The organism is Methylocystis echinoides (assembly GCF_040687965.1).
GTDB classification, from domain to species: Bacteria; Pseudomonadota; Alphaproteobacteria; order Rhizobiales; family Beijerinckiaceae; genus Methylocystis; species Methylocystis echinoides_A.
On record NZ_CP156084.1, the window covers coordinates 1,850,753 to 1,874,009 of the forward strand.

The window sequence follows — 23,257 nt, forward strand, 5'->3', positions numbered from 1 at the left end:
GACATGCGCCTTTCTCTACGGTTTAAGCCGCGACGGCGTCGCCAGCGGCGACGTGCGCCTTTGCAGCCGGCGCGTCGTTTGACTCCGAGGCGGTGGTGAAAGCGTCGCCGCGCGCATTGGCGGCGGCGACGAGCGCGCGTCCGAGGATGTCGCCGACCTGCTGCGCATGGGCGAGGCCCCGCAACGAGGGCTCCGGCGCCGCAAAGCGGAAGGGCCGCGCGAAGGGCCAAAGATGCAGATAGCCGATGCGCTGGCCCGGCGCGAGCCGCAGCGCAACGTCCCCGGAGCCGTCAGAGTCGACGCGCAGTGCGGCGCTCTCGATCTGCGTAAATGGCAGATTGTAAAACACCTGCAGGGCGACGCCGATTTTCATCACGACGCGGCGGGAGGTGATGACGAATAGCGCCGTGCGGGCGGCTGCCCAGGCGAGCAGGGCCAGCAGCGCAAGAGCCGCCGACGCGATCGCCAGCGCGCGCGCAACGGCGATCGCCGACGCGATCGCCCCCGCAGCGGCGGCGTCGACCGCGTTCCATGCCGCGAGCAGAAGGAAATAGCCGGCGACCAGATCGGCGCGATAGGCGCTGCGGAAGAGCGCGAACCAATTTGGACGCCCATGCCAGAGAATGCGCTCGCCCTGCGGAATGTCCTCGGGCAGCAGTTTTTCGAGGTTGACGGCTTTCACAGCAGCGGCTCCGTGCGTGCGGGTGTGGCGTAAAGCGTGCCGGCCGCGTAATAGGCGGCGATTTTTTCTTCTTCGAGCTTCGTCACCTTGTTGGGATCGCGCGTCGTGGGAACGTTTGCGAATTGTTCGCCGATGATCGCCTGCACATTGACGCGCCGCTTCGAGGCGTCGACCTTGGCGAAGGCGTAGGGCAGGAGCACGTTGCGCCCGCCGGAAAGCGCGACTTCATAGTAGCGCAGCATGCACTCGGACCGATCGATCCAGACGTCTTTGATGACGCCCACGACGTCGCGGTCCGCCGCCACCACCTCCATGCCGACAGGATCCGGGCCTTCGCCGGCGATCGCGAAATTGGTGGCGATACGCAGCGGCGCGAGGAGATCGTGGCCCTCGAAGGTTTTCTCCGTGGCGTCAGCGCGCATCGCATAAGCGCCCGGTCCGACTTCCGCGCGCATCGGATCACCCTCCGGCGTCAGCGGCGCGCCAGGAAAGGGCGCGACCTTGGCCGCGTTCACGGCGCGGCTGTCATGCAGGGCGAAATTCGGCGCGAGCACGACCGAACCGTCGGCGCGCACGAAGGTCTTCGGATCGGGGATGAGCAGGAAGCCGCGATCCCCGGCGCCATGAACTTCGGACTCCAGCGGATAGCCCTCGCGACGGTCTTCCCGCCGCAGATAGAAGATCAGGCCCGCAAAGAAGATCCAGAAGGCGTAGAGAACGACCTGCGCGACGTCGATATGGCTGGTGATGGCTCCGCGTATCATCGCGTGACTCCCGAGTTGAAACTGGGCGAAGTAACCAAGTCGTAGTCCTTCCGCCCCTGCGGCTTCGCAAAGCGGACCAGGGGGCCGATCGCGACGACCGTCGCGAAGAGCAGGAAGATTTCGACGACATAGACAATCGCGTAGCCGGTCGCGGGGCTGACGAGCGCCTCACCGAGGGCGCCGCGCGACGCGAGCGCCGAGCCCGCGTCATTGATCAGACCGCTCGCGGCGATCGCCAGGCCGGCCGCGGTCGCCTGCGCCGCCCCCCAGGCGCCGAGCGCCAGTCCGCGATCCTGCGTCTCGGCCGCTTCCATCGACGCCGTGAGCGTGCCATGGGCGAAGAGGCCGCCGCCAAGGCCGATTAAAGTGACGCCGACGCCGAAGAGCGTCGAGGACTCGGCCGGCGCGGCAAAGATGACGGCGCAGAAGGCGATGACGCCGACAATGGCGCCGACGCCGGCGACGCGATGGGCGTCGGCGCCGCGCGTGAGCCAGCGCGCCGCCACGGTGAGCCCGACGCCGCTGCCGAGCGCCAGCATCGCCGTCAGCGCCGTCGTCGCGCCGACAGGCAGATGCAGCACGCGCCCGCCATAGGGCTCGAGCAGAATATCCTGCATGCTGAAGCCGGCGGTGCCGAGCGCCGTTGCGAACAGCCGGCGGCGCGCGCGGCCGCTCCGTGCAAAGCGTCGCCAAGCGTCGCCGAAATCGACTTCTTCGGCGGGCGGCAATTCGCCCCGCGCTTCCTGCTTCCACAGCGCCACGCAGTTCAGCGCCACGGTGACGACCGCAGCGCCCTGAACGACCTGAATGAGACGGATCGCGCTGAAATTTGCGAGCAGCGCGCCGAAGGCGAGGGCGCTCGAGCCCATGCCGACCAGCAGCATCGCGCAAAGGAGCGCGACGACGCGCGGGCGCAGATGCGCCGGCGCGAGGTCGGTCGCGAGCGCCAGGCCGACGGTCTGCACGGTGTGAAGCCCCGCGCCGACGAGAAGGAAAGCGAGCGCCGCCGCCGCCTGTCCGATGATGATCGGCCCCGTCGTGTCGCCGGAAAGAATCAGCAGCGAAAACGGCATGATGGCGAGGCCGCCGAACTGCAGCAGCGTGCCGAACCAGATGTAGGGGACGCGCCGCCAGCCGAGCGCCGAGCGATGCGTGTCGGAGCGGAAGCCGATCAGCGCGCGGAAGGGCGCAAAGAGCAGCGGCAGCGACAGCATCAGCGCGACGAGCCAGGAGGGCACGCCGAGTTCGACGATCATCACGCGGTTGAGCGTGCCGATCAGCAGCACCGCCGCCATGCCCACCGTCACCTGGAACAGCGACAGTCGCAGCAGCCGCGGCATCGGCAGCTCGGCGGAGCCGGCGTCGGCGAAGGGCAGGATGCCCGGCCCGACGCGCATCAGGCCTTTGACGAGGGCGGCGCTGGCGCGATTCATGCCGGTCGCGCCTCCACCGCCTGCGAAATATAAAAGCCGCTCACGATCTTTTCCGACTGGGCGATCCGCCAGGCGTCGAGCGTCGAATGACCCTTCATCCGCGCCTCGAGCGCGGGAAGCGCGATCGGCGCGATCGCCGGGGAGCGGTTGCCGCGCGGGAACAACTGGCCGAGCGCGTGCATCACGGAGAGCGCCGGCGTGCGCGGCGCAATGGTGAAGACGAGCGAGCCGTCGACGCGCGGCGCGAGCGACGCCAGCGTGCGGGCGATGTCGACGCCATCGTAATGAATGAGACTGTCCATCGCCACGACGTGATCGAAGCGGCCGAGCGCGGAATCGGCGAAATCGCCGACTTGGAAGTCGACGCGGCCGGGGCCGAGATCGCCCGCCCTCTCTCGCGCCAACGCGATCAGCGTCGGCGAAAGGTCGACGGCGACGACGTCGGCGCCGCGACGCGCCGCTTCAATGGCGAGCGCGCCCGTGCCGCAGCCGGCGTCGAGCAGACGCAGGCCGGCAAGATCCTGCGGCAGCCACGACAATAACCTGTTGCGCATCGCGTCGCGCCCGGCGCGCACCGTCGCGCGAATGCGATTGACCGGGGCGTCAGAAGTCAGGCGTTTCCACGCCTCGACGGCCGTGCGGTCGAAATAGGCTTCGAGTTCACCGCGTCTTGCGACATAGCTCGGCGTCGTCATCAGTCGAACCCCAGAAATTCGAAGAGATCGCGATCCTTCATCGGCGTCGCGTCGAGCGGCTCGTAGCCGTCCCAAAGCTCCTGCGCGAGACGCAAATACTCGGCCTGAACGGCTTCGAGCTCGGGCGAGGGCTCCATTTCGAAAAGCGTCGACTTCTTGAGCCGGCTGCGGCGAATGACGTCGAGATCGGGAAAATGCGCGACGCGCTTCAGGCCGACCGCGTCATTGTAGCGATCGATCTCATTGGTCCCGGCGCTGCGATTGGCGATCACGCCGCCGAGCCGCACCTCGTAGTTCTTCGACTTGGCGCGGATCGCCGCGACAATGCGGTTCATCGCGAAAATCGAATCGAAATCATTGGCGGTGACGATCAGCGCGCGCCCGGCGTGCTGGAGCGGGGAGGCGAAGCCGCCGCAAACGACGTCGCCCAAGACGTCGAAAATCACGACGTCGGAGTCGTCGAGCAGATGATGTTCCTTGAGGAGCTTCACCGTCTGGCCGACGACATAGCCGCCGCAGCCCGTTCCGGCCGGCGGCCCACCGGCCTCGACGCACATGACGCCATTATAGCCCTCGACGACGAAGTCCTCGACGCGCAATTCCTCAGAGTGGAACTTGACGCTTTCCAGCGCGTCGATGACGGTCGGCGCCAGGCGCTTGGTGAGGGTGAACGTCGAGTCGTGCTTCGGGTCGCAGCCGATCTGCAGCACGCGCTTGCCGAGCTTGGAGAAGGCGACCGAGAGGTTCGACGAGGTCGTGCTCTTGCCGATGCCGCCCTTGCCGTAGATCGCGAACACCTTCGCCGTTCCGATCGAGACATCGGGATCGAGCTCGACCTGGAAGGAATCGGTTTCGACGGGCTTGCGGATTTGAATGTTCATGCCGCAATCTCCACGCCTTCGAGACGGTCTTCGAGCTCGTCGCTCGCCTGCTGAAGCGCCGCGAGCGTCTCCTTATCGGGCGTCCAGTAGTGGCGCTCATGCGCCTCGATCAGGCGATTGGCGATGCGCGCCGACGACGTCGGGTTGAGGTCGGCGAGGCGCTGACGCATGTCCGCGTCGAGCACATAGGTTTCGGTCAAGCGCTGATAGACCCAGGGCTCGACCTGGCCGGTCGTCGCCGACCAGCCCATCGTGTTCGTCACATGCGTTTCGATATGGCGCACACCTTCATAGCCGTGCTTGAGCATGCTTTCGTACCATTTCGGATTGAGCGCGCGCGTGCGGGTTTCGAGCGCCACCTGTTCGTTGAGCGTGCGCACCACGCCGTCGCTCGTCGTTTGATCGCCGATGTAAACCGGCGTCGTCTCGCCCCTTGCGCGCTTGACCGCGCGGCTGACGCCGCCGAGCGTGTCGAAATAATGATCGATGGTCGTGACGCCGAGTTCGACGGAGTCGAGGTTCTGATAGGCAAGATCGACGCCGGCGAGCACGCTCTCGAGCACGTCGTTCTGACGCATCGGCCGGCCGGCGACCCCGAAGGCGAATCCCTTGCGGCGCATATAGGCCTCGGCGAGCTGATCCTCGTCCTCCCAGGCGCCGCCGTCGATCATGGCGTTGACATTGGCGCCGTAGGCGCCGTCGGCGTTGCCGAACACGCGCAGCGCCGCGGTCTCCATGTCGCCGCCATGCGCGGCGATGAAGGCGAGCGCATGTTTGCGCACGAAATTGCAGTCAACAGGCTCGTCCGCCGACGCCGCGAGCAGGCAGGCTTCCGCGAGCAGCCTGATCTGCAGCGGCAACAGATCCCGGAATATGCCGGAAAGCGAGATCATGACGTCGATGCGCGGGCGGCCGAGCTTTTCCAATGGCACGAGCGCGGCGCCGGCGAGACGGCCATAGCCGTCGAAGCGCGGCTCGGCGCCGATGAGCGCAAGCGCCTGGGCGATCGGCCCGCCTTCGGATTTGAGATTGTCCGTGCCCCACAGCACCAATGCGATTGTTTCCGGCAGCGCCCCGCCGTCGTTCATGTGGCGCTCGAGGAGACGCGCGGCCTGGCGCGCGCCGTCGCGAACCGCGAAGGCGCTCGGAATATGGAAGGGATCGAAGCCGTGCAGATTGCGGCCCGTGGGCAACACGTCGGGCGTGCGCAGCACGTCGCCGCCGGGCGCCGGACGCACGAAGCGCGCGTCGAGAGCGCGCATGAGGCCGTCGAGCTCGTGATCTTCGCCGAGCAGCGCGTCGGCTCTCGCGAGCGCGGCCAGCGTCTCGCGGGTCGCGGGGTCGGACGACAGGCTTTCGGGCGCCGCGCCCTGAATCAGCGCGTCGATCATGTCGGCGTCGACGCCGGGTCCCGTCGCGGCCTCCGCCATGGCGCGCAGCATGTCGCGCCGCGCGTCCGGCGCGAGCGGCTCGCCGACGACATGCAGCCCATGCGGAATGAGCGCATATTCGATTTCGAGCACCGCTTCGCCCAGCTTGGCGATCTGTTCGGCGGCCGAGCCGCCCCAGAGCGGTTCGGCGGCCGCGAGATCGACGGCGGCGGCCTGCGCCTGAATGAGTTCGGCCAGCTCGCGCCGCTCCGTCGCCTCGGCCGGATCGAGCCCGCGCCAGCGGTCGATGGAGGATTTCAGCTCGACGAGGCCGCGATAGAGTCCGGCGCTGGCGACCGGCGGCGTCAAATAGCTGATCAGGGTCGCCGCCGACCGGCGCTTGGCGAGCGCGCCCTCCGATGGATTGTTCGAGGCGTAGAGATAGAAATTCGGCAGCGCGCCGATGAGCCGATCGGGCCAGCAGGCGCCGGACAGTCCCGTCTGCTTGCCCGGCATGAACTCCAGCGCGCCATGTGTGCCGAAATGCAGCACGGCGTCGGCGCCGAAATCTTCCTTCAGCCAGCGATAGAAGGCCGAGAAGGCGTGCGTCGGCGCGAATCCCTTCTCGAACAGCAGGCGCATCGGATCGCCCTCGTAGCCGAAGGCGGGCTGAACGCCGACGAAGACATTGCCGAAGCGCTCGCCATAGACATGGATCGACGCGCCGTCGCTTTGCTGCCGGCCGGGCGCCGGGCCCCATTGCGCCTCGATTTCCGCAAGCCAGCTTTCGCGGCGGACATGCTCGTCGGTCGTTACGCGGGCGTGGACATTGGCCTGCGCGCCGAAGCGTTGGGCGTTCCCCTCGACGATCGCCTTGCGCAGGGCCTCGACCGTGGCCGGCGGCTCGACGGCGTAGCCGCTGCGCTGCATTTCGTGCAGCACGCGGTGCAGCGACTCGAAGACGGAGAGATAGGCGGCCGTGCCGGTCGCCCCCGAATTCGGCGGGAAATTGAAGAGAACGATCGCGACCTTGCGCGCGGCGCGCGCCGTGCGCCGCAGCAGGGCGAGCTTTTCGACGCGCGCGGCCAGCATATCGGCGCGTTCGAGGCAGGCCTGCATGTCGCGGGCGTTGTCGCTTTCGGGAAAGACGCAGTTGCGCGCGCAGGCGGCGCAGGAGCCCGCGCCCTGCGGACGGCCGCCGAACACCATCGGGCCGGTCGCGCCGTCGAGTTCCGGGATCGACACCATCACCGTCGCTTCGACCGGCAACAGGCCGCGGTCGGACGCGCGCCAGTCCGTCATCGTCTGAAACTCGACCGGATGCGCGGCGATATAGGGCGCGTCGAGCCGCGCCAGCATCTCCTCGGCCGCTTTCGCGTCATTGTAGGCGGGGCCGCCCACGAGAGAGAAGCCGATCAGCGAGACGAGCGCGTCGATGACCGGGCGCCCGTCGCGCATGAAATATTTTTCGATCGCCGGCCGCGCGTCGAGGCCGGTGGCGTAAGCCGGAATCACCCTGAGGCCGCGCGCCTCCATGGCGGCGATCACGCCGTCGTAATGGCGGGCGTTGTCGGCGAGCACATAGGACCGCAGCACGAGAAGGCCGACCGTCGCCTTGCCGCCGCCCGGCGGCGTCGGCAATTGGTCGACGCTGTCGCAGACATGGCCGGGCGCGCCGGGATGATAAAGGCCGGTTTCAGGGTATTCGACGGGCGCCGCCGGATCGAGCTTGCCGCGCAACCCGCGCCGCGGACCGTCGGCGTAACGGTCGACGAGAAAGCGCACCAGATTGGCCATGTTCTCGTCGGAGCCTGCGAGCCAGTATTGCAGCGTGAGAAAATAGGCGCGCACGTCCTGCGCGGTTCCTGGAATGAACCGCAGGATCTTCGGCAGCCGCCGCAGCATCTTCATCTGCTTGGCGCCGGCCGCCTCGGCCTTGCCCTTCTTGCCGCGCAGGCGCTTGAGCAATGACATCAGGCCCGACGCGGGCGCGCTCATGTCGAAACGACCCATGCGGGTGAGCTTGGCGACCTCGCCCGCCGACATGATGGTCACCATCGCGTCGCACTGCTCGCGCCGCGCCGTGAGCGCCGCGAGCAAGGGCTTGAAATGCTCTTCGAGGAAGAGCATGGCGTTGACGATGACGTCGCCTTCGGCGATCGCCGCGCGGCACGCCTCGAGCGCCTTGGGACTGGCGGTGAATTCCGACGCCGCGTGAACGCTGAGCGAAAGGCCAGGGATGTCTTGCGCGAGTTTGCGACGGGCGCGCTCCACCGCCGTGGCCACATGCGTGTCCATGGTCACGATAACGACCTTCACGGCCGCCGACTCAGCGTGCGAAATACGCTTTGGCGTCATAGAGCGTCTCGACGGTGATGGTTTCGAGGCCGCGCTCGGCGGCGAATTTCTCCGTATTGCGGCGCGCCTTGCCACGCACGAAGAACGGCACTTTCCTGAGTTCCTTTTCGGCGTCCTCCGCCCAGACGACGACGATGTCGCTTGCGACCGGCGCGGCGGGCGGCGGCGTCTGCTTTCCGCCGAGATGCGACGGCGCGGCGCCGTCGTGAAATTCCGCGTCGTCGCGGAACATGGCGAGAAGGTGCTCTTCGAGGCCCATCATCAGCGGATGGACCCATGAGTCGAAGATCACATTCGCGCCCTCGAAGCCCATCTGCGGCGAGTAGCGCGCCGGGAAGTCCTGCACATGCGCCGGCGCCGACATCACGGCGCAAGGAACGCCGAGGCGCTTGGCGATATGGCGCTCCATCTGCGTGCCGAGAACGAGTTCCGGCTGCAGCTCCATAACCTTCGCTTCGACTTCCAGATAATCGTCGGTGACGAGCGCCTCGACGCCATAGCGCGCCGCCGCCTCGCGCACGTCGCGGGCGAATTCCCGGGAATAGGAGCCGAGCCCGACGACGGTGAAGCCGAGTTCGTCGCGCGCGATGCGCGCGGCGGCGATGGCGTGGGTCGCGTCGCCGAAGATGAAGACGCGCTTGCCGGTCAGATAGGTCGAATCGACCGAACGCGCATACCAGGGCAGGCGCGAGGGCTCGACCTGCGACGCCGCCTCGGGATCGATTTCCGCGAGACGCGCGACCTCCGCGATGAAGTCGCGCGTCGCGCCGACGCCGATCGGAACGACGCGGGTAAAGGGCTGGCCATGCGTCCGCTCCAGCCATTGCGCCGCCGTGAGCGCAATCTCCGGATAGAGCAGGACGTTGAAATCGGCGTCGCCCAATCGCGTCAGATCTTTCGGGCTCGCGCCGAGCGGCGCGACGACATTGACCTCGACCCCGAGCGTGGCGAGCAGCGTTTCCATTTCGCGCACGTCGTCGCGGCAGCGGAAGCCGAGCGCCGTCGGGCCGAGAATGTTGCAGCTTCGGCGCGCGCGACGCGACCGCTCGCGGCGCGGACCGGCCAGCGCGCGCACCAGCCGATAGAAGGTTTCCGCCGCGCCCCAGTTTTCTTTCTTTTGATAGGCCGGCAAGTCGAGTGGAATCACGGGGCAGGGGAGCGCGAGCGCCTTGGCGAGACCGCCGGGGTCGTCCTGCAGCAGCTCGGCCGTGCAGGAGGCCCCGACGATCATCGCCTCCGGGGAGAAACGCTCATAGGCTTCGCGCGCGGCGCTCTTGAACAACTCGGCGGTGTCCGACCCGAGGTCGCGCGCCTGAAACGTCGTATAGGTCACCGGCGGCCGGGAGCCGCGCCGCTCGATCATGGTGAAGAGCAGATCGGCGTAAGTGTCGCCCTGCGGCGCATGCAGCACATAATGCAATCCGCGCATGGCGGTCGCGACGCGCATCGCGCCGATATGGGGCGGGCCTTCATAGGTCCAGAGCGTGAGCTGCATGGCCTAGACCTCCAGCCGCGCGCGGCGGTTCAGCGGCCGCGCGAAAAGCTCGGCCAGATCGCCGGCCTGATCGAAACCCTGGATCGGCGAGAACAGGAGTTCGATCGACCATTTCGTCGTGAAGCCTTCCGCCTCCAGCGGATTGGCGAGGCCAAGCCCGCAAAGGACGAGATCGGGGCGCGCGGCGCGGCAGCGGTCGAGCTGCTGTTCGACATGCTGCCCCTCGACGATCGGCGCGCCCGGCGGCAGCAGCTCGAGTTCGCTCGCCATATGGCGGCGATGCAGATAGGGCGTGCCGATCTCGACGATCTCCATGCCCATTTCGCGCGACAGAAAACGCGCCAGCGCCGGTTCGAGCTGCGAGTCGGGGAAGAGGAAGATGCGCTTGCCGGCGAGCGTATCGCGATAGTGGCGCATGGCGCGCTCGGCGCGGGCGCGCGCGGGCGCGACGACGGCGTCGAAGCGCTCTTCCGTCACGCCGAAAGCCACGGCCGCTGCGCGCAGCCACAGCGTCGCGCCTTCGACGCCGAGCGGGAACGGCGCGTCGATCCGGCGGGCGCCGCGCTCTTCGAGCGCATGCGCCGTGTCGGCGAGATAGGGCTGGGCGAGAAGAATCGACGTGTTGGGGCCGACCGGGGGCAGATCGGCGGCGCGCCGCATGGGGAGGAAGCGCACGGGCGCGACGCCCAACGCGTCGAAAAGGCGGGCAAATTGGTCTTCGACAACGTCTGCGAGCGCGCCGACGACGAGAAGCGACGGCGGCGCATGCGGCGCCTCCTGAGGCAGCGTCGGAACGAGCGCGGCGAGGCAGGCGTCTTCGCCCTGCGTGAAGGTCGTCTCTATGCCGCTGCCGGAGTAACTCAGGACGCGCACGCGCGGCGCATGTTTCTTCGACTGACGCGCGGCGGCGCGCGAGAGATCGATCTTGATGACCTCGGAGGGACAGGAGCCGACGAGAAACAAAAGCTCGATGTCGGGACGGCGCACGAGAAGCCGGTCGACGGCGGCGTCGAGTTCGTCGTCGATATCGGCGACGCCGGCGAGGTCGCGGTCTTCGAGAATCGCCGTGGCGAAGCGCGGCTCGGCGAAGATCATGACGCCGGCGGCCGACTGGATGAGGTGCGCGCAGGTGCGCGAGCCGACGACGAGAAAGAACGCGCCCTGAATCTTGCGGTGCAGCCAGACGATGCCGGTCAGGCCGCAGAACACCTCGCGCTGACCGCGCTCCTGAACGATCGGCCGCGCCTCGCAGCCGGCGGCGCCCATCGCGGGAAGCGGTGAGAGCGCGTTCATGGCGCGCACTCCAGCCGCGTCTCGACGCGCGCCGCCATGTCGAGCCGCGCGGCGCGCAGCTTCAAGAGGAATTGCGTGGCGTTGACGACATAGGTCGCATAGGCGGCGAGCGCGAGCAGCATCAGACCGCGCGGCTCGAGCCAGCCGAAGGCGAGCGCCGCGAGATAGGCCGTGTGCAGCGCCAGCACCAGCATGCTGAACACGTCTTCCCAGAAGAAGGCCGGCGCGAACAGATAGCGGCCGAAGACGGCCTTCTCCCAGATCGAGCCGGTGATCATGATGGCGTAGAGCGCGATCGTCTTGACGACCACGGACAGGGTCGCCGCGCTTTCGCCCGCGCCGGTCAAGAGGAAGCGGATCACGAGGACGAGGCTGACGAGGAAAATGACGAATTGCGCGGGGGCGAGGACGGCCTGCACGAGGGTCCAGACCGTCTCGTCGCGACGGCGGCGCTCGTCGGCCGTGTAAAGCGGTTTGGACTGTGGCGGCCGGTTAGTGCTCATGCCGTTTCCTCGCCCCGCCTCGTTCTTCGAGGAGCGTTCCTGGCGCGCGCGGCGCAACCAGGTCGACCCAGGGACAAAGCCTAAAGCGCCTCGGCGGAATGTGTCAACTAAAATTGACGTTCAGTATTTATGACATTTTCCCTGGGATGCGCTATCCTGTCGCAGCGGAACGTTGCTCCGCCCCGGCCATCCTCTTGAAAAAAGGCTGGGCAAAGCCGCCTAAGGCGCACCGCAAATCTTTGATCGGCCAAGCGAGAGTCGGATATGATGGGCGCGGCGATAGGTTGTATCTTGCGGTCACCGGCGCGAAAGACGCCGTTTCCGACCCTGCGGGCTTTCCTCTGGCCAAGATGTTGCTTTGGCTCCATCCGAAAAGGGGATGACGTGAGGTCTGGCTGCTCCTGCAAACATGCGATGACACGCCGTCCTGTCGACAGAAGCGTTCAGAAAAAGAGATCAGGGTTGTGAGCGACGCTGCGACTCCCGCCGTGCCGATCGGCTTTTCCGCCGCCGATGCGCGTCTGAGCGGGCTGGCCGCGGAAAACGTCGGCGCGCTCCTCGCCGCCGCCAGCGACGTGACGCTCGTTCTGGACTCAAAGGGCGTCATTGTCGACGCCGCGATCGGCGCGAATGGTTCTCCCCTGGCGAAGGACTGGATCGGCAAGCCGTGGATCGAGACGGTGACGGTGGAAAGCCGCCCGAAAGTCGAGGCCCTGCTGCGCGACGCGTTGAAGGGCGCCGCGCCGCGCTGGCGACAGGTCAATCACCCGTCGCCCGACACCGCCGCCGATCTGCCGATGAATTACGCGGCGACGCGGAGCCATCCGGGCGGCCCGCTCGTCGCCTTCGGCCGCGATTTGCGCGCGCTCGCGACGCTGCAGCAGCGGGTCGCCGAATCGCAGCAGGAAATGGAGCGCGAATACGCCCGCATTCGAAGCGCCGAAAAGCGCTACCGGCTGCTGTTCCAACTCGCCGCCGAGGCCATTCTCATCCTCGACGCCTCGACGCATCGCATCGTCGAGGCCAATCCCGCCGCCCTGGCGCTGCTCGGCAAGCCTGTCAAGAAACTCGTCGGCGGCTCATTTACCGATTTGTTCGATGACGCGAGCCGCCGCGTCGCCCAGTCTTTCGTGGCGGCGCTTCTCGTCGCCCCGCGCGTCGACAATGTGCACGCCGCCCTCGCGGAGAGCCATGAGGCGCTGCTGCTGTCGGGCGCCTTGTTCCGCCAGGAGGGCGCCAACGCCATTCTCGTCGCGCTGTCGCGGATCCACGGCGGCGCGGCGCTCTCGATCGAAAAGGCGGGCGCGCTGCTCGTGCTCGAGCGCATGCCCGACGCTTTTGCGCTGACAGACAAGGACCGACGTATTTTGATGGCGAACGCCGCTTTCGTCGACCTCGCGCAGGTCGCGTCCGAGGAGAGAGTGCGCGGCGAGCCGATCGAGAAATGGATCGGCCGCCCGGGCCTCGAGGTCGACGTCCTCTTCGCCAATCTGCAGACCCATGGCGTTTTGCGCAATTTCTCCACAGTGGCGCGCGGCGAGCATGGAACGACCGAAGACGTGGAAGTTTCGGCCGTCGACGTCTCTGACGGCGCGCGGCGCTGTCTCGGCTTTTGCATCCGCACCGCCGCTTGGCGACCCGGGCGAGAGCGGCTCGGCGGGCGCGAACTGCCGCGCACCGCCGAGCAATTCGTCGATCTCGTCGGGCGCGTGTCGCTCAAGAATCTGGTGCGCGAGACCACGGATCTGATCGAGCGGCTCTGTATAGAGGCGGCGTTGGACCTGACCAAAGACAACCGCGCCTCGGCGGCAGAAATGCTTGGCCTGAGCCGCCAGGCCTTTTACGTCAAGTTGCGGCGCTACGGGCTGGGCGACCTCGACGACGCGACCGGCGGCGTGGATTGACGTCGCACCCCAAGCAGCCGGTGGCGCGATCGTTGTGTAAAGGTAGATTGACAGAAAAGAGTGTCAAGCATACTCTCCACGCATGGAGACCCCGAAGCCAGCAGCCGTTCTCGAGCTTTTGAAGCCGATTACCTGGTTTGCGCCGATGTGGGCGTTCGCCTGCGGCATCGTTTCCTCGGGCGTCTCTCCGTTCTCCCGATGGTCGTTCATCGTGGCGGGCGTCATGCTCGCCGGACCGCTCGTCTGCGCGACGAGCCAGGCGGTGAACGATTGGTACGATCGCGACGTCGACGCCATCAATGAACCGAACCGGCCGATCCCCTCCGGCCGCGTTCCCGGCCGCTGGGGCTTCTATATCGCCTGCGTCTGGACGCTGCTCTCGCTTGTCGTCGCGGCGACGCTCGGACAGTGGGTGTTCGCGGCCGCTGTGGTGGGGCTGTTTCTGGCCTGGGTCTACAGCGCCCCGCCGCTGCGCCTGAAACAGAACGGCTGGTGGGGAAATTCCGCCGTTGCGCTTTGCTACGAGGGGTTGCCCTGGTTCACGGGCGCAGCGGTCATGGCGGCGTCGCTTCCCGACTGGCGCGTGATCGCGCTCGCTCTGCTCTACAGCATCGGGGCGCATGGCATCATGACGCTCAACGACTTCAAGTCGGTCGACGGGGATGCGCGCATGGGCGTCGCGTCGCTCCCTGTTCAACTCGGCGTCAATGAAGCGGCGCGTTTCGCCTGCGTCGTAATGGCGGCGCCTCAGCTTGTGGTGATCGCCCTGCTCGTTTCATGGGGGCGGCCGCTGCACGCCGCCGGCGTCGCTGCGCTTCTTCTCGGCCAGTTTGTGCTGATGCGCCGCCTTCTCAGCGATCCGCGGGCGCAGGCGCCCTTCTACAACGCAACCGGCACGACGCTTTACGTGCTCGGCATGCTGCTGTCCGCATTCGCCCTGCGCATGTGAACGGACGCACTGGAAGAGGGAGGCAAAGGATGAACGCAGCGCCGCTCGGCTGGGCCGGCATCGTCCGGCTGGGGCTCGTCCAGACCGCGCTCGGGGCGATCGTCGTGCTGATGACCTCGACCATCAATCGCGTCATGGTCGTGGAGCTGGCCTTGCCCGCCTTCGTTCCGGGCCTGCTCGTCGCCTCGCATTACGCCATCCAGATCCTGCGGCCGGCCTGGGGTTACGGCGCGGACGTCGGCGGCCGACGCACGCCCTGGATCATCGGCGGCGTCGCCACGCTGGCGTTCGGCGGCGTCGGCGCGGCGCTCGGCGCGGCGCTCACGGCGACCCATCTCGTCGCGGGCCTTGCGCTCTCGGCCATTGCGTTTCTCCTTGTCGGCGTCGGCGCCGGCGCGGCGGGAACCTCGACGCTCGCCATGCTGGCGACGCGCGTCGCGCCGGCGCGCCGCGCCGCCGCAGCGACGACCGTCTGGGTGATGATGATCCTCGGCTTCGCCGTCAGCGCGCCGCTCGCCGGGCATTTCCTCGATCCCTTCTCACAGCAACGACTGATCATCGTGACGTCGGTCGTCTGCGCGATCGCTTTTCTCGTTGCGACGCTCGCCGTAATCGGACTCGAAACCGAGGCGCCGGCGCCCGCCGCGGCGCATAGAAAGCCGCCGTTCCGCGAGGCCTTCGCGCAAGTGTGGCGCGAGCCGGCGGCGCGCCAGTTCACGATCTTCATTTTCGTCTCGATGCTCGCTTACAGCATGCAGGAATTGCTGGTCGAACCTTTCGCTGGCGTGGTTTTCGGCATGACGCCGGGCGCGACCACCAAGCTCGCCGGCCTTCAGCATGGCGGCGTGCTGCTCGGCATGGTCGGCGTCGCCCTTGCGGCGACGGCGATCGGCGGGCCGCGCCTGGGCTCGCTGCGGATGTGGACGGTCGGCGGCTGCCTCGCGTCGGGCGCCGCGCTCGTCGCCGTCGCCGCGAGCGGCTATGCGGGCCTTGCGCTCGCGCTGCGCGCGTCCGTCTTCGCCCTTGGCGTCGCCAACGGCGCCTTCGCCGTCGCGGCGATCGGCTCGATGATGGGGCTCGCCGGCTCCGGCGCCCAGGCGCGGGAAGGCACCCGCATGGGCCTGTGGGGCGCCGCGCAGGCCATCGCCTTCGGTTGCGGCGGCGTCTTTGCGACGATCCTCGTCGACCTCGCCAAGCTCGCGGTCGGCGCGCCGCTGACGGCCTACGCCATCGTTTTTGTCGCGGAAGCTGCGTTGTTTGTCGTTTCGGCGGTTCTCGCGGGCGGCGTCGCCCGCCCGCAGGCGGCGCGCGGCGCCGTCGGCCTGCCGGCACAAGCCGCGACGGCGAAATCTTGAGGGGAGCGCGCGATGACGCAGGAGCCAGTCTTCGATGTGGCGGTTGTCGGCGGCGGCCCGGCGGGCGCAACGGCCGCGCATGATCTCGCGCGGCGCGGCCGAAGCGTCGCGCTGATCGACAAGGCCGGACGAATCAAGCCTTGCGGCGGCGCCATTCCGCCGCGTCTGATCCGCGACTTCAACGTGCCCGATCGATTGTTGAAGGCGCGCGTCACGTCGGCGCGCATGATCTCGCCCAAAGGCGTCGCCGTCGACATGCCCATCAAGGGCGGCTTCGTCGGCATGGTCGACCGCTGCGAATTCGACGAATGGCTGCGCGAACGCGCCGCCGCTTCGGGCGCGGTGCGCGTCACGGGCGATTACGAAAGCATTGCCCGCGACGAGGCAGGCGTCGCGCAGCTGCGCTACCGCGTGAAGGGCGAAGCCGAGCCGCGGACGCTGCGCGCGCGCCTCGTCATCGGCGCCGATGGCGCGCTGTCGCAAGTTGGCCGGCAGGAAGTGCCGGGCGCCGACAAGACGCGCTTCGTCTTCGCCTATCACGAGGTCGTCGCCACACCGCCGGCCGGCGATCCCGACCGCTGCGAAATCCATTATCGCGGGGCCTTGTCGCCCGATTTCTACGCGTGGATTTTCCCGCATGGCGACACGATGAGCGTCGGCTCCGGAAGCGCCAATAAAGGATTCTCGCTCAAAACGTCCGTGCGCGAGCTGCGGGACGTCACGGGGCTCGCTGCGACCGCGACCATGCGGCGCGAAGGCGCGCCCATTCCGCTGAAGCCGCTCAAGCGCTGGGACAATGGCCGCGACGTGGTTCTTGCGGGGGACGCCGCCGGCGTCGTCGCGCCCGCCTCCGGCGAGGGCATTTATTACGCCATGCTCGGCGGACGTCTCGCGGCCGACGCCGCGGACGACTGTTTGCGCACCGGCGACGCAAGAGCGCTGGCGACGGCGCGAAAACGCTTCATGAAGGCGCATGGCCGCGTCTTCTTCATTCTCGGGATCATGCAGTATTTCTGGTATCGCAACGACCGGCTGCGCGAAGCCTTCGTCAGCATGTGCAAGGACCCGGACGTCCAGCGGCTCACCTGGGAGGCCTATATGAACAAGGAGCTGGTGCGCCGCGATCCGATGGCGCATGTGCGCATCTTCTTCAAGGATCTCGCCCATCTGCTCAGGCTGGCGTCGCCATGACGACTTGGGCCGCGGATCGGTGGACGCTCGTGGCGGTCGCGACAGCCATCGTCGGACTGGTCGCCGTGCTCGGCGGTCTCGCGACCGAAGTCGGCGCGTGGTACGAGAGCCTGCGCTTTCCCTCCTGGCGGCCGCCCAACTGGATTTTCGCGCCGGCCTGGACTTTGATTTTCCTTCTGACCGCGACGAGCGGCGTGCTCGCCTTCGAACAGGCGCCCGATGATCGCGCGCGGGCGCTGCTGCTCGCGCTCTTCCTCGTCAACGCCGTGCTCAATGTCGCCTGGAGCCCGCTGTTTTTCAAACTGCGGCGGCCCGATTGGGCGCTCGTCGAACTCGTCTTTCTGTGGCTGTCGATCGCGGCGCTCATCGTCGCGGTCGGCGCGATCTCGACCGTCGCCGGCGCGCTGCTCGCGCCCTATCTCGCCTGGGTCAGCTTCGCAGGCTTTCTCAACTGGAAAATGGTGCAGCTCAACAAGCCATTCGCCACACACTGGCCGCGCGCCGGTCGCGGGACGGGAGGCGCCGCGTGAGTTTCGTCGTCGATCCCCGCTTCATCGACGCCATTCTCGCGCTTGTGGCGTTGGAGGCCGTCGGCGTCCTCGGCCTTCGCTGGTCGCGAGTCAGCGGCCCCGAGCCGCTCGGCTTCCTCTGCACGCTCTCCGCTGGCGCGTTCTTGCTGCTCGCTTTGCGCAACGCGCTCGCCGGCGCGTCGACCTTCGCCATCGCCGCGAGCCTCGTTCTCGCGCTGGCGTCGCATCTGGCCGATTTATGGCTGCGCTGGCGATCCTCTTCGGAGACTGCTGCTCAATCGACGATCGGGAAGCAGACGGCGATCGCCCAGGCGAGGCCAAAAGCCGCGCCGAGCGCGCCGGGGAGGGGGTCGCGCGTGCGGGCGTAAACCCAGTGGCCGACGAGACCATAGACGGCCAGCAGAATGACGACGACAACGGAGATGATGACGAGGAAAAACAGCCGGCGCGGGTTGAGCGCGACGGCGAGCGCGAGCGATGCGACGAAACAGAATTTGCTGAACGCATAGCCGCCGCGCGCCGCGCCTTGGCCCCGCGTAAGCCACTCGTCGGCGAGAAAATACGCGGCGCAGCCGGCGAAGATGACGGGAAGCAGCGTCAGCCGGCGCATCGTCGGCGCAAAGGACACGACATAGGCGTCGAGCGGGACGCCCAAGGCCAGCGTGTAATAGGCGGCCACTGCAATGCTGCAAGCGACTGCGGGCCATAGCCGCGCCGGCGCGACCGGCAACGAGACGCGCGTCGCCCATATGCCGGCGGCGGTCAGCAATCCGTAAAGTCCAAGATGAGCGGTGAGATAATCGCCAAGCAGAATGGGCATGAAATCAGTTGGCGCTTTCCACAGCAGCAGGGGCGTCAGCAGCGCCGGCGCAATCGCCCGCGGCGCGAGCCGGCGCCAGGGAAGGGCCGCGCCGAGCGGTGCCGGCGCCAAGGCGGGCAGCAGGGCGGCAAGCGGGCGCGCCAGCGCGATCAGGCCGCCGAAGAGCAGCGCAAGCCAGAGTCCGCGCCGATCGATATAGCCCGCTTCGCTGCGGCCGAAGACCGCATTGAGCCAGGCGAGCGTCTCGGCATGGGCGTCGTAACTATAGAGCACGCCGATATGTTCGGCGCCGCGCGCCAGCGCCAGCCGTCGCCCCGCGCCTCTGGCGACATCCCCGTAGGTGACGCCCGGCTGCGCGGGACCTCCCGCCGTAGCGGAGACGACGTCCGCGCCGACGTCGATCAGCCGTTGCGATTCCCAAGCGCCGTCGACGATCAATAGGTTCTTGGGACTCTCGGGCGTAACGTCGCGCGCAAAGAACGATAGCGCCACGACCGCCGCGATCAGCGGATCGCGCCGGGCGGCGCGCACGATGACGTCTGTCGCCATCGAGTGGCCCGCAAGCGCAACGCGACCGTCCGCCCCGGCAAGGGCGCGCGCATAGGCGACGACCCTGTCGACGTCGGCGACGAGAACCTCGGTCGATTTCGCGGCGTCGCCGATCCCCCCGGAGAGCGGGCGCGCATTGCGGCCATGGCCGGAAAAGTCGAAGGTCACGGCCACATAGCCGTTTTGCGCCAGGGTTGTCGCGAGCGGCGCCATCAATTGCTGCGAGCCTGAAAAACCATGCGCGATCACAACGGCCGGGGCGGGCGCATGATTTGACTTCTGCAAAACCGTGACGGGAACGCCCTGAACATCCGCAACGGTCGCGACGAGGCCACTTTGTTGGCCGCCCAGCTCAATCAGCGCGACAGCGACGGCGATGGATGAGAGAACCAAAAAAAAATTGCGCAGGCCTGCCACGGCGCGGCTCCTTAGTGAGCGGATTCTTAAAGCGTACTTGGAGCCGCGACTGTCTGCGCTGCATGACACAGCTTGCCTTGGCCGCGCAGCCTCCGTCAATTCAGCTTTACTATTGGCTTTTTGTGAGGTTCAATCTCAGCGTGGGAGCGAAACCGCTAAATCCCAAGCAATTAGACAAGTCTGAAACACCCAAAAAAACAATACAGGAAACGCCGGCGCCTGAAGCGACGCCTCGACGAGAGGGGCGAGAGTCGCCCTATGGCCATAGATAGAGAGGCCGGCGAACCATTGGCGTCGCGCCAACGGCGCATTACGCCGTTATGCGCAGCCGGGAGGCCATCGATGAGCAGCCGTGGCGAATTGGAAGTGGGCGAGCATTTAGACGCATCGACCTGCGGGGAGCTGGCGAAGCTTTTTGCGAGCCGCCCGGGCCCGAACCCGGAGCGCCTTGCTTCAGTCATTTTCGACGACATCGTCCCGCGCCTGCACATGCTCCACCACGAGCTTTCGGCAAAGGACGCGGAACGCGCTTTCTCCTGCGCTGAAATCTCAGAATTCGGCGCGATCCTGATCAAAGACGACATGACTGCGGCGGATCGGTTCCTCGATAAAATGCGCGCATGCGGACGCTCCGAGGAAGCGTTGTACCTTGGGCTGATGGCCGAGACCGCGCGTCATCTCGGCGCTCTGTGGGAGGAAGATCTGTGCAGCTTCGTCGACGTCACCATTGGCGTTGCGCGCCTTCAGAAGATGTTGTGCGCTTTCAGCGGCGTTTGTGAATCGACGTTTGCCGAGGGCCATCGCGTGTTGTTATGCGCCCTCGCGGGAGAAAGTCATATCTTTGGCCTCGACATGGTCGCGTGTTTCATGCGTCAGGCCTGCTGGGACGTGGACCTGCAAAAGGGCGTCGAGGCCCATGACGTCGCGGACGCCGTGGCGGGCGAGTGGTTCGCGGTTCTGGGCTTTTCATTGAGCGCCGAAGCCGGCCTCGAGACCTTGTGCCGCGCCATTCAGTCGGGGCGGGCCGCGTCGGTCAATCCGGCGATCGCCGTACTCGTCGGCGGGCCGCTGTTTCGCGCCCAGCCCAATCTCGTCGCGCAGGTGGGGGCAGACGCGATGGCGAGCGACGCGGCGAGCGCAAGCTTGCTGGCGCGGAGACTATTGCTGCGCCAGCCGACGAAGCATGCGCGTCATCACAGTCGCCCCGCGGCGCACAACGCCGCCGCCAGGCCGCGTGACGACGGTCAGCCGCCTGCATAGTCAGACGCAAAAAGGACGCGCATCCGTTTTTGGCGCCCAGTCTTTCATCCAGGCTTCAAACGCAAGAAATGTTGCAACGGCCGCGTCGATCGTCGCCTGCTCCTGCGACTCGCCGGACAGCGACTCGAGTCGGACGAGAAGCTGCGGCCAGCCGCGCCGCTTGCCGCTGTCATTTGAAAAAAACCGGCAGCCGTCGCCCTCGAGCGGCGCCAGCACAGGCGCGACCGCGCGGGCGATGGCGGCGCCCCCCAGGGCCGAGCCTTCGACAACGTAAAGCGCGCCGAGCGCTTGCGCGTCATCTGTCAAGAGCGGCAGCGTGGCGCAGCGCGGCAAGACGTCCTGTTGATCGCGCGCGACGCCGAGCGCTTGGAGATCGCTCTCGAGCAGACGCGACCGCGGCGTTTCATCCGTCAACAGCGCATGGGCGCCCATGCCGGCGTCGACGGGGCGATGAAAGCCATAAAGCCGCATCAGCAACGCCCGGTAGCCGCTAAGGTCGATCGCGCCGCTCGCGGCCGCCGCGAGGCCCGGATGGCGATGCAGCCGCTCATGCGATTCGGAAGTCGCAGCGCGCAGCCGCTCCCGCAGGCGCCCGACCCTCATGGCGCTTTTGGCGCGCCGCGTGCGCGCTCCCTTTGCTTTGCGGCGCGGGAGATCTGCTCGAGCACTTCCGCGGCGCGCGCCACCGAGGCGCGTACGCTCTCCAATGTGTCGGGGATGCCGGCGGTGTCGAGCCCGTCAGCGATTTCCAAAGCCGCCAATTGCGCATTGTCGATGATGCGCGACATCAGGCCTTCCACAGCGAGCGCCGAACGCGAATCGATTCGGCCCATCAAGCGGCGCTGGCTCAGCATGACGCTGTGGCGGAAGCGCTCGCGCGCCATATTGGCTGCTTTCCGCTCGGTCAAATCCGTAAACAGAACGACATAGCCGAGCACGCGGTCGCGCGACGCGAGCACCGGATCGCCGCGCACTGCGACGGGCAGCGTCTCTCCTGACGCCGTCATGAGCAAAGCTTCTCCGCGCCAGGGCGCGCCCGTCTCGCGCAGAGCGGCGAGGCTTCGCGCGACCGCCGCCGAGTCGACGAAAAAACCGGGCAAGTCGTCGAGACTCTTGATCGGCCCCGACGCGCCGAGCAGATCGTTGAGCGCGCGATTGGCTTCGAGAACATGGCCGTCCGTGCCGGCGACGATGATCTGCTGATCGGCCGAATGGACCTGTCGCAGCACATGGTCGAGCTGATCCTTCGCAATCAGGATGCGCAGCGCGCGAAACTGCATGACGACGTCGGTGACGCTTTCGCCGATCAGCCGCGCGGCGGCGCGATCGGCCGGGGACCAGGCGTCCGACGTGCCTTCCACGACCTGATGCCATTGCGCAAAGGAGCGGCGCGGCGACAATTCGCTCGGATCGTCGCTGTCCGAAGGCGGCTTGAAGGGATTGCCGCCCCAGGTGACGGTGCGGATACGCTCCTTTCGAAACCAGATCAGCATCTCGTCCGGCTCGCTGGAGATACGCGTCGCGGCGACGCCGCTCGCCACGCCGGCCAGCGGCGCGAACTGCGGCGCCTCCGCCGCGAGCGCCGAGGTCGCAAAGACGCCGTCCGCCAATCGCGGCGCCAGCCAGCGGCCGAGCTCGCTGATCTGTTCGGTTCCCGGCGCCTCGCCGATCATGCGCATTTTGCCTTCGAAAAGCAGCGCCGCGCCTGTCGCATTGAGCGGCAGCAGCAGCGCATGGGCGCTGTCGAACAACGCGCCGCGCCAATCGCCGTCCCGGCACACGCTTTGAATCATGCGCTGTTCGAGCCGGCGCACCGCGAGTTCGGCCTGTCCCTGCGCGAAGCTTTCGAGCGCCGCGATCCGCGTGCCGATCACTTCGGCGAGCAATTCGCACACGGCCCGCATCTCGAAAGGGAGCAATCGGGGCGCGTAATGATGACAGGAGATCAGCCCCCAGAGTTTGCCGGCGACCATCAGCGAGACGACCAGAGTGGCGGCGACGCCCATATTTTTGAGATATTGGATGTGGATCGGCGAAGCGCTGCGCAGGAAGCACAGCGACATGTCGAGCTCCTCGCCGGTCGCCGGCGAGAGACGGGGTTCGAGCGGGGCGGGCGTGTAGTCGACGTCGGCGAGGAGACGCACCCGATTGCGTTCATAAAGGCGGCGCGCGATCTGCGGAATGTCGGAGGCCGGGTAACGGTTGCCGAGGAACGCCTCGAGTTCCGGCCGTCTGGTTTCGGCGAAAACCTCGCCATGCCCTTCTTCGTCGAAACGATAGACCATGACGCGGTCATAGCCGGTAAGGTCTCGAAACATCGCGGCGCTGACGTCGCAAAGGCCGCGCAGACTCGCCGACGTCAGGATCGTGTCGACGCCGCGATCGATCGCCTTGGTGTAATCGACAATCGGGCCGGCGCGTTCCAATTCGACAACCCACTCGCCGCTCGGCGCCTTGTGCAAGAGCGCATTGAGCGGCGCGCCGCCGGCGCCCGCGAAGCAGCGCAGCGCGAAGGGGATGGACGAGGCCGGCTGCGTGACGAGACCCTCGATTTGCGTCCACAGATCGCCGCCGAGATCGCGTAGGCGCAGGCCCTTCAGCGGAGCCGACATTTTGAGAAAGGACGCCGCGTTGGCGCTCTCTTGCATGATGCGGCCGTCCGCCGCGCACAAGGTGAGCAATGCGCCATGGGGCTGGATGGAGCCCGCGAGGTGGATCTGCTCGCGTTCGCAATTCGAGAGGGTGGCCGTCCCGAAGGCAGGCGAAGCGGAAGGGTCGAGCGTCACGGCGTAAGCTACCCTTTGGTCA

Annotated in this window: 19 protein-coding genes; 7 read left to right on the forward strand and 12 right to left on the reverse strand. The window is 67.2% G+C overall.

Annotation, left to right across the window (positions count from 1 at the left end):
- Positions 1–22 precede the first annotated feature (22 nt).
- Genes puhB through bchF form a run of 9 tightly spaced genes read right to left on the reverse strand, consistent with a single transcriptional unit; the run spans position 23 to position 11,474 of the window.
- Positions 23–682 carry a photosynthetic complex putative assembly protein PuhB gene (gene puhB / locus RVU70_RS09045; protein WP_363351114.1) on the reverse strand — a complete coding sequence of 220 codons (660 nt, stop codon included), beginning with the start codon at positions 680–682 and terminating at the stop codon, positions 23–25.
- The gene (gene puhA / locus RVU70_RS09050; protein WP_363351116.1) at positions 679–1,446 is read right to left on the reverse strand and encodes a photosynthetic reaction center subunit H; all 768 of its coding nucleotides are present in this window, start codon (positions 1,444–1,446) and stop codon (positions 679–681) included. Before puhA ends, puhB begins: the two co-directional genes overlap by 4 nt.
- Positions 1,443–2,879: an MFS transporter gene (locus RVU70_RS09055; protein ID WP_363351118.1), complete on the reverse strand. Its 1,437-nt coding sequence runs from the start codon at positions 2,877–2,879 to the stop codon at positions 1,443–1,445. The genes puhA and RVU70_RS09055 overlap by 4 nt, the downstream gene beginning before the upstream one ends.
- The gene (bchM, locus tag RVU70_RS09060; RefSeq protein ID WP_363351120.1) at positions 2,876–3,574 is read right to left on the reverse strand and encodes a magnesium protoporphyrin IX methyltransferase; all 699 of its coding nucleotides are present in this window, start codon (positions 3,572–3,574) and stop codon (positions 2,876–2,878) included. The genes RVU70_RS09055 and bchM overlap by 4 nt, the downstream gene beginning before the upstream one ends.
- The gene (bchL, locus tag RVU70_RS09065) at positions 3,574–4,455 is read right to left on the reverse strand and encodes a ferredoxin:protochlorophyllide reductase (ATP-dependent) iron-sulfur ATP-binding protein (protein ID WP_363351122.1); all 882 of its coding nucleotides are present in this window, start codon (positions 4,453–4,455) and stop codon (positions 3,574–3,576) included. The genes bchM and bchL overlap by 1 nt, the downstream gene beginning before the upstream one ends.
- On the reverse strand, positions 4,452–8,183 hold the full coding sequence (locus tag RVU70_RS09070) for a magnesium chelatase subunit H (RefSeq protein ID WP_363351124.1): 3,732 nt from the start codon (positions 8,181–8,183) through the stop codon (positions 4,452–4,454). Before RVU70_RS09070 ends, bchL begins: the two co-directional genes overlap by 4 nt.
- Positions 8,155–9,678, reverse strand: a complete 1,524-nt coding sequence (bchB, locus tag RVU70_RS09075) for a ferredoxin:protochlorophyllide reductase (ATP-dependent) subunit B (protein WP_363351126.1) — start codon at positions 9,676–9,678, stop codon at positions 8,155–8,157. The genes RVU70_RS09070 and bchB overlap by 29 nt, the downstream gene beginning before the upstream one ends.
- Positions 9,679–9,681: 3 nt before the next feature.
- Positions 9,682–10,971, reverse strand: a complete 1,290-nt coding sequence (locus RVU70_RS09080) for a ferredoxin:protochlorophyllide reductase (ATP-dependent) subunit N (protein ID WP_363351128.1) — start codon at positions 10,969–10,971, stop codon at positions 9,682–9,684.
- The gene (gene bchF / locus RVU70_RS09085; RefSeq protein ID WP_363351130.1) at positions 10,968–11,474 is read right to left on the reverse strand and encodes a 2-vinyl bacteriochlorophyllide hydratase; all 507 of its coding nucleotides are present in this window, start codon (positions 11,472–11,474) and stop codon (positions 10,968–10,970) included. Before bchF ends, RVU70_RS09080 begins: the two co-directional genes overlap by 4 nt.
- A gap of 464 nt (positions 11,475–11,938) precedes the next feature.
- Between bchF and ppsR the strand changes: the two genes are divergently transcribed.
- The 6 genes from ppsR to RVU70_RS09115 all read left to right on the forward strand — a co-directional run bounded on the left by ppsR (position 11,939) and on the right by RVU70_RS09115 (position 17,771).
- Entirely contained in the window at positions 11,939–13,378 is a 1,440-nt protein-coding gene (ppsR, locus tag RVU70_RS09090) for a transcriptional regulator PpsR (protein WP_363351132.1), read from the forward strand.
- Between the two features lie 82 nt (positions 13,379–13,460).
- Complete coding sequence (gene chlG / locus RVU70_RS09095; RefSeq protein ID WP_363351134.1) at positions 13,461–14,327, forward strand: chlorophyll synthase ChlG; 867 nt, start codon at positions 13,461–13,463, stop codon at positions 14,325–14,327.
- Positions 14,328–14,356: 29 nt separating this feature from the next.
- Entirely contained in the window at positions 14,357–15,682 is a 1,326-nt protein-coding gene (locus tag RVU70_RS09100) for a BCD family MFS transporter (RefSeq protein WP_363351136.1), read from the forward strand.
- A 12-nt stretch (positions 15,683–15,694) separates the two neighbouring features.
- On the forward strand, positions 15,695–16,873 hold the full coding sequence (locus RVU70_RS09105) for a geranylgeranyl diphosphate reductase (protein ID WP_363351138.1): 1,179 nt from the start codon (positions 15,695–15,697) through the stop codon (positions 16,871–16,873).
- Complete coding sequence (locus RVU70_RS09110; RefSeq protein ID WP_363351140.1) at positions 16,870–17,403, forward strand: TspO/MBR family protein; 534 nt, start codon at positions 16,870–16,872, stop codon at positions 17,401–17,403. The genes RVU70_RS09105 and RVU70_RS09110 overlap by 4 nt, the downstream gene beginning before the upstream one ends.
- Positions 17,400–17,771, forward strand: coding sequence for a hypothetical protein (locus RVU70_RS09115; RefSeq protein ID WP_363351142.1), 372 nt, complete (start codon positions 17,400–17,402; stop codon positions 17,769–17,771). Before RVU70_RS09110 ends, RVU70_RS09115 begins: the two co-directional genes overlap by 4 nt.
- On the opposite strand, the gene RVU70_RS09120 is transcribed toward RVU70_RS09115, so the two are convergent.
- Positions 17,678–19,189 (reverse strand): alpha/beta fold hydrolase, encoded by a 1,512-nt coding sequence (locus RVU70_RS09120; RefSeq protein ID WP_363351144.1) that lies wholly within the window; start codon positions 19,187–19,189, stop codon positions 17,678–17,680. The genes RVU70_RS09115 and RVU70_RS09120 overlap by 94 nt on opposite strands.
- Positions 19,190–19,531: 342 nt before the next feature.
- Here RVU70_RS09120 and RVU70_RS09125 point away from each other — a divergent pair, with 342 nt between their 5' ends.
- Complete coding sequence (locus RVU70_RS09125) at positions 19,532–20,449, forward strand: cobalamin B12-binding domain-containing protein (protein ID WP_363351146.1); 918 nt, start codon at positions 19,532–19,534, stop codon at positions 20,447–20,449.
- On the opposite strand, the gene RVU70_RS09130 is transcribed toward RVU70_RS09125, so the two are convergent.
- Entirely contained in the window at positions 20,450–21,052 is a 603-nt protein-coding gene (locus RVU70_RS09130) for a biliverdin-producing heme oxygenase (protein ID WP_363351148.1), read from the reverse strand.
- Entirely contained in the window at positions 21,049–23,235 is a 2,187-nt protein-coding gene (locus tag RVU70_RS09135) for a GAF domain-containing protein (RefSeq protein WP_363351150.1), read from the reverse strand. The genes RVU70_RS09130 and RVU70_RS09135 overlap by 4 nt, the downstream gene beginning before the upstream one ends.
- Positions 23,236–23,257: the final 22 nt, after the last annotated feature.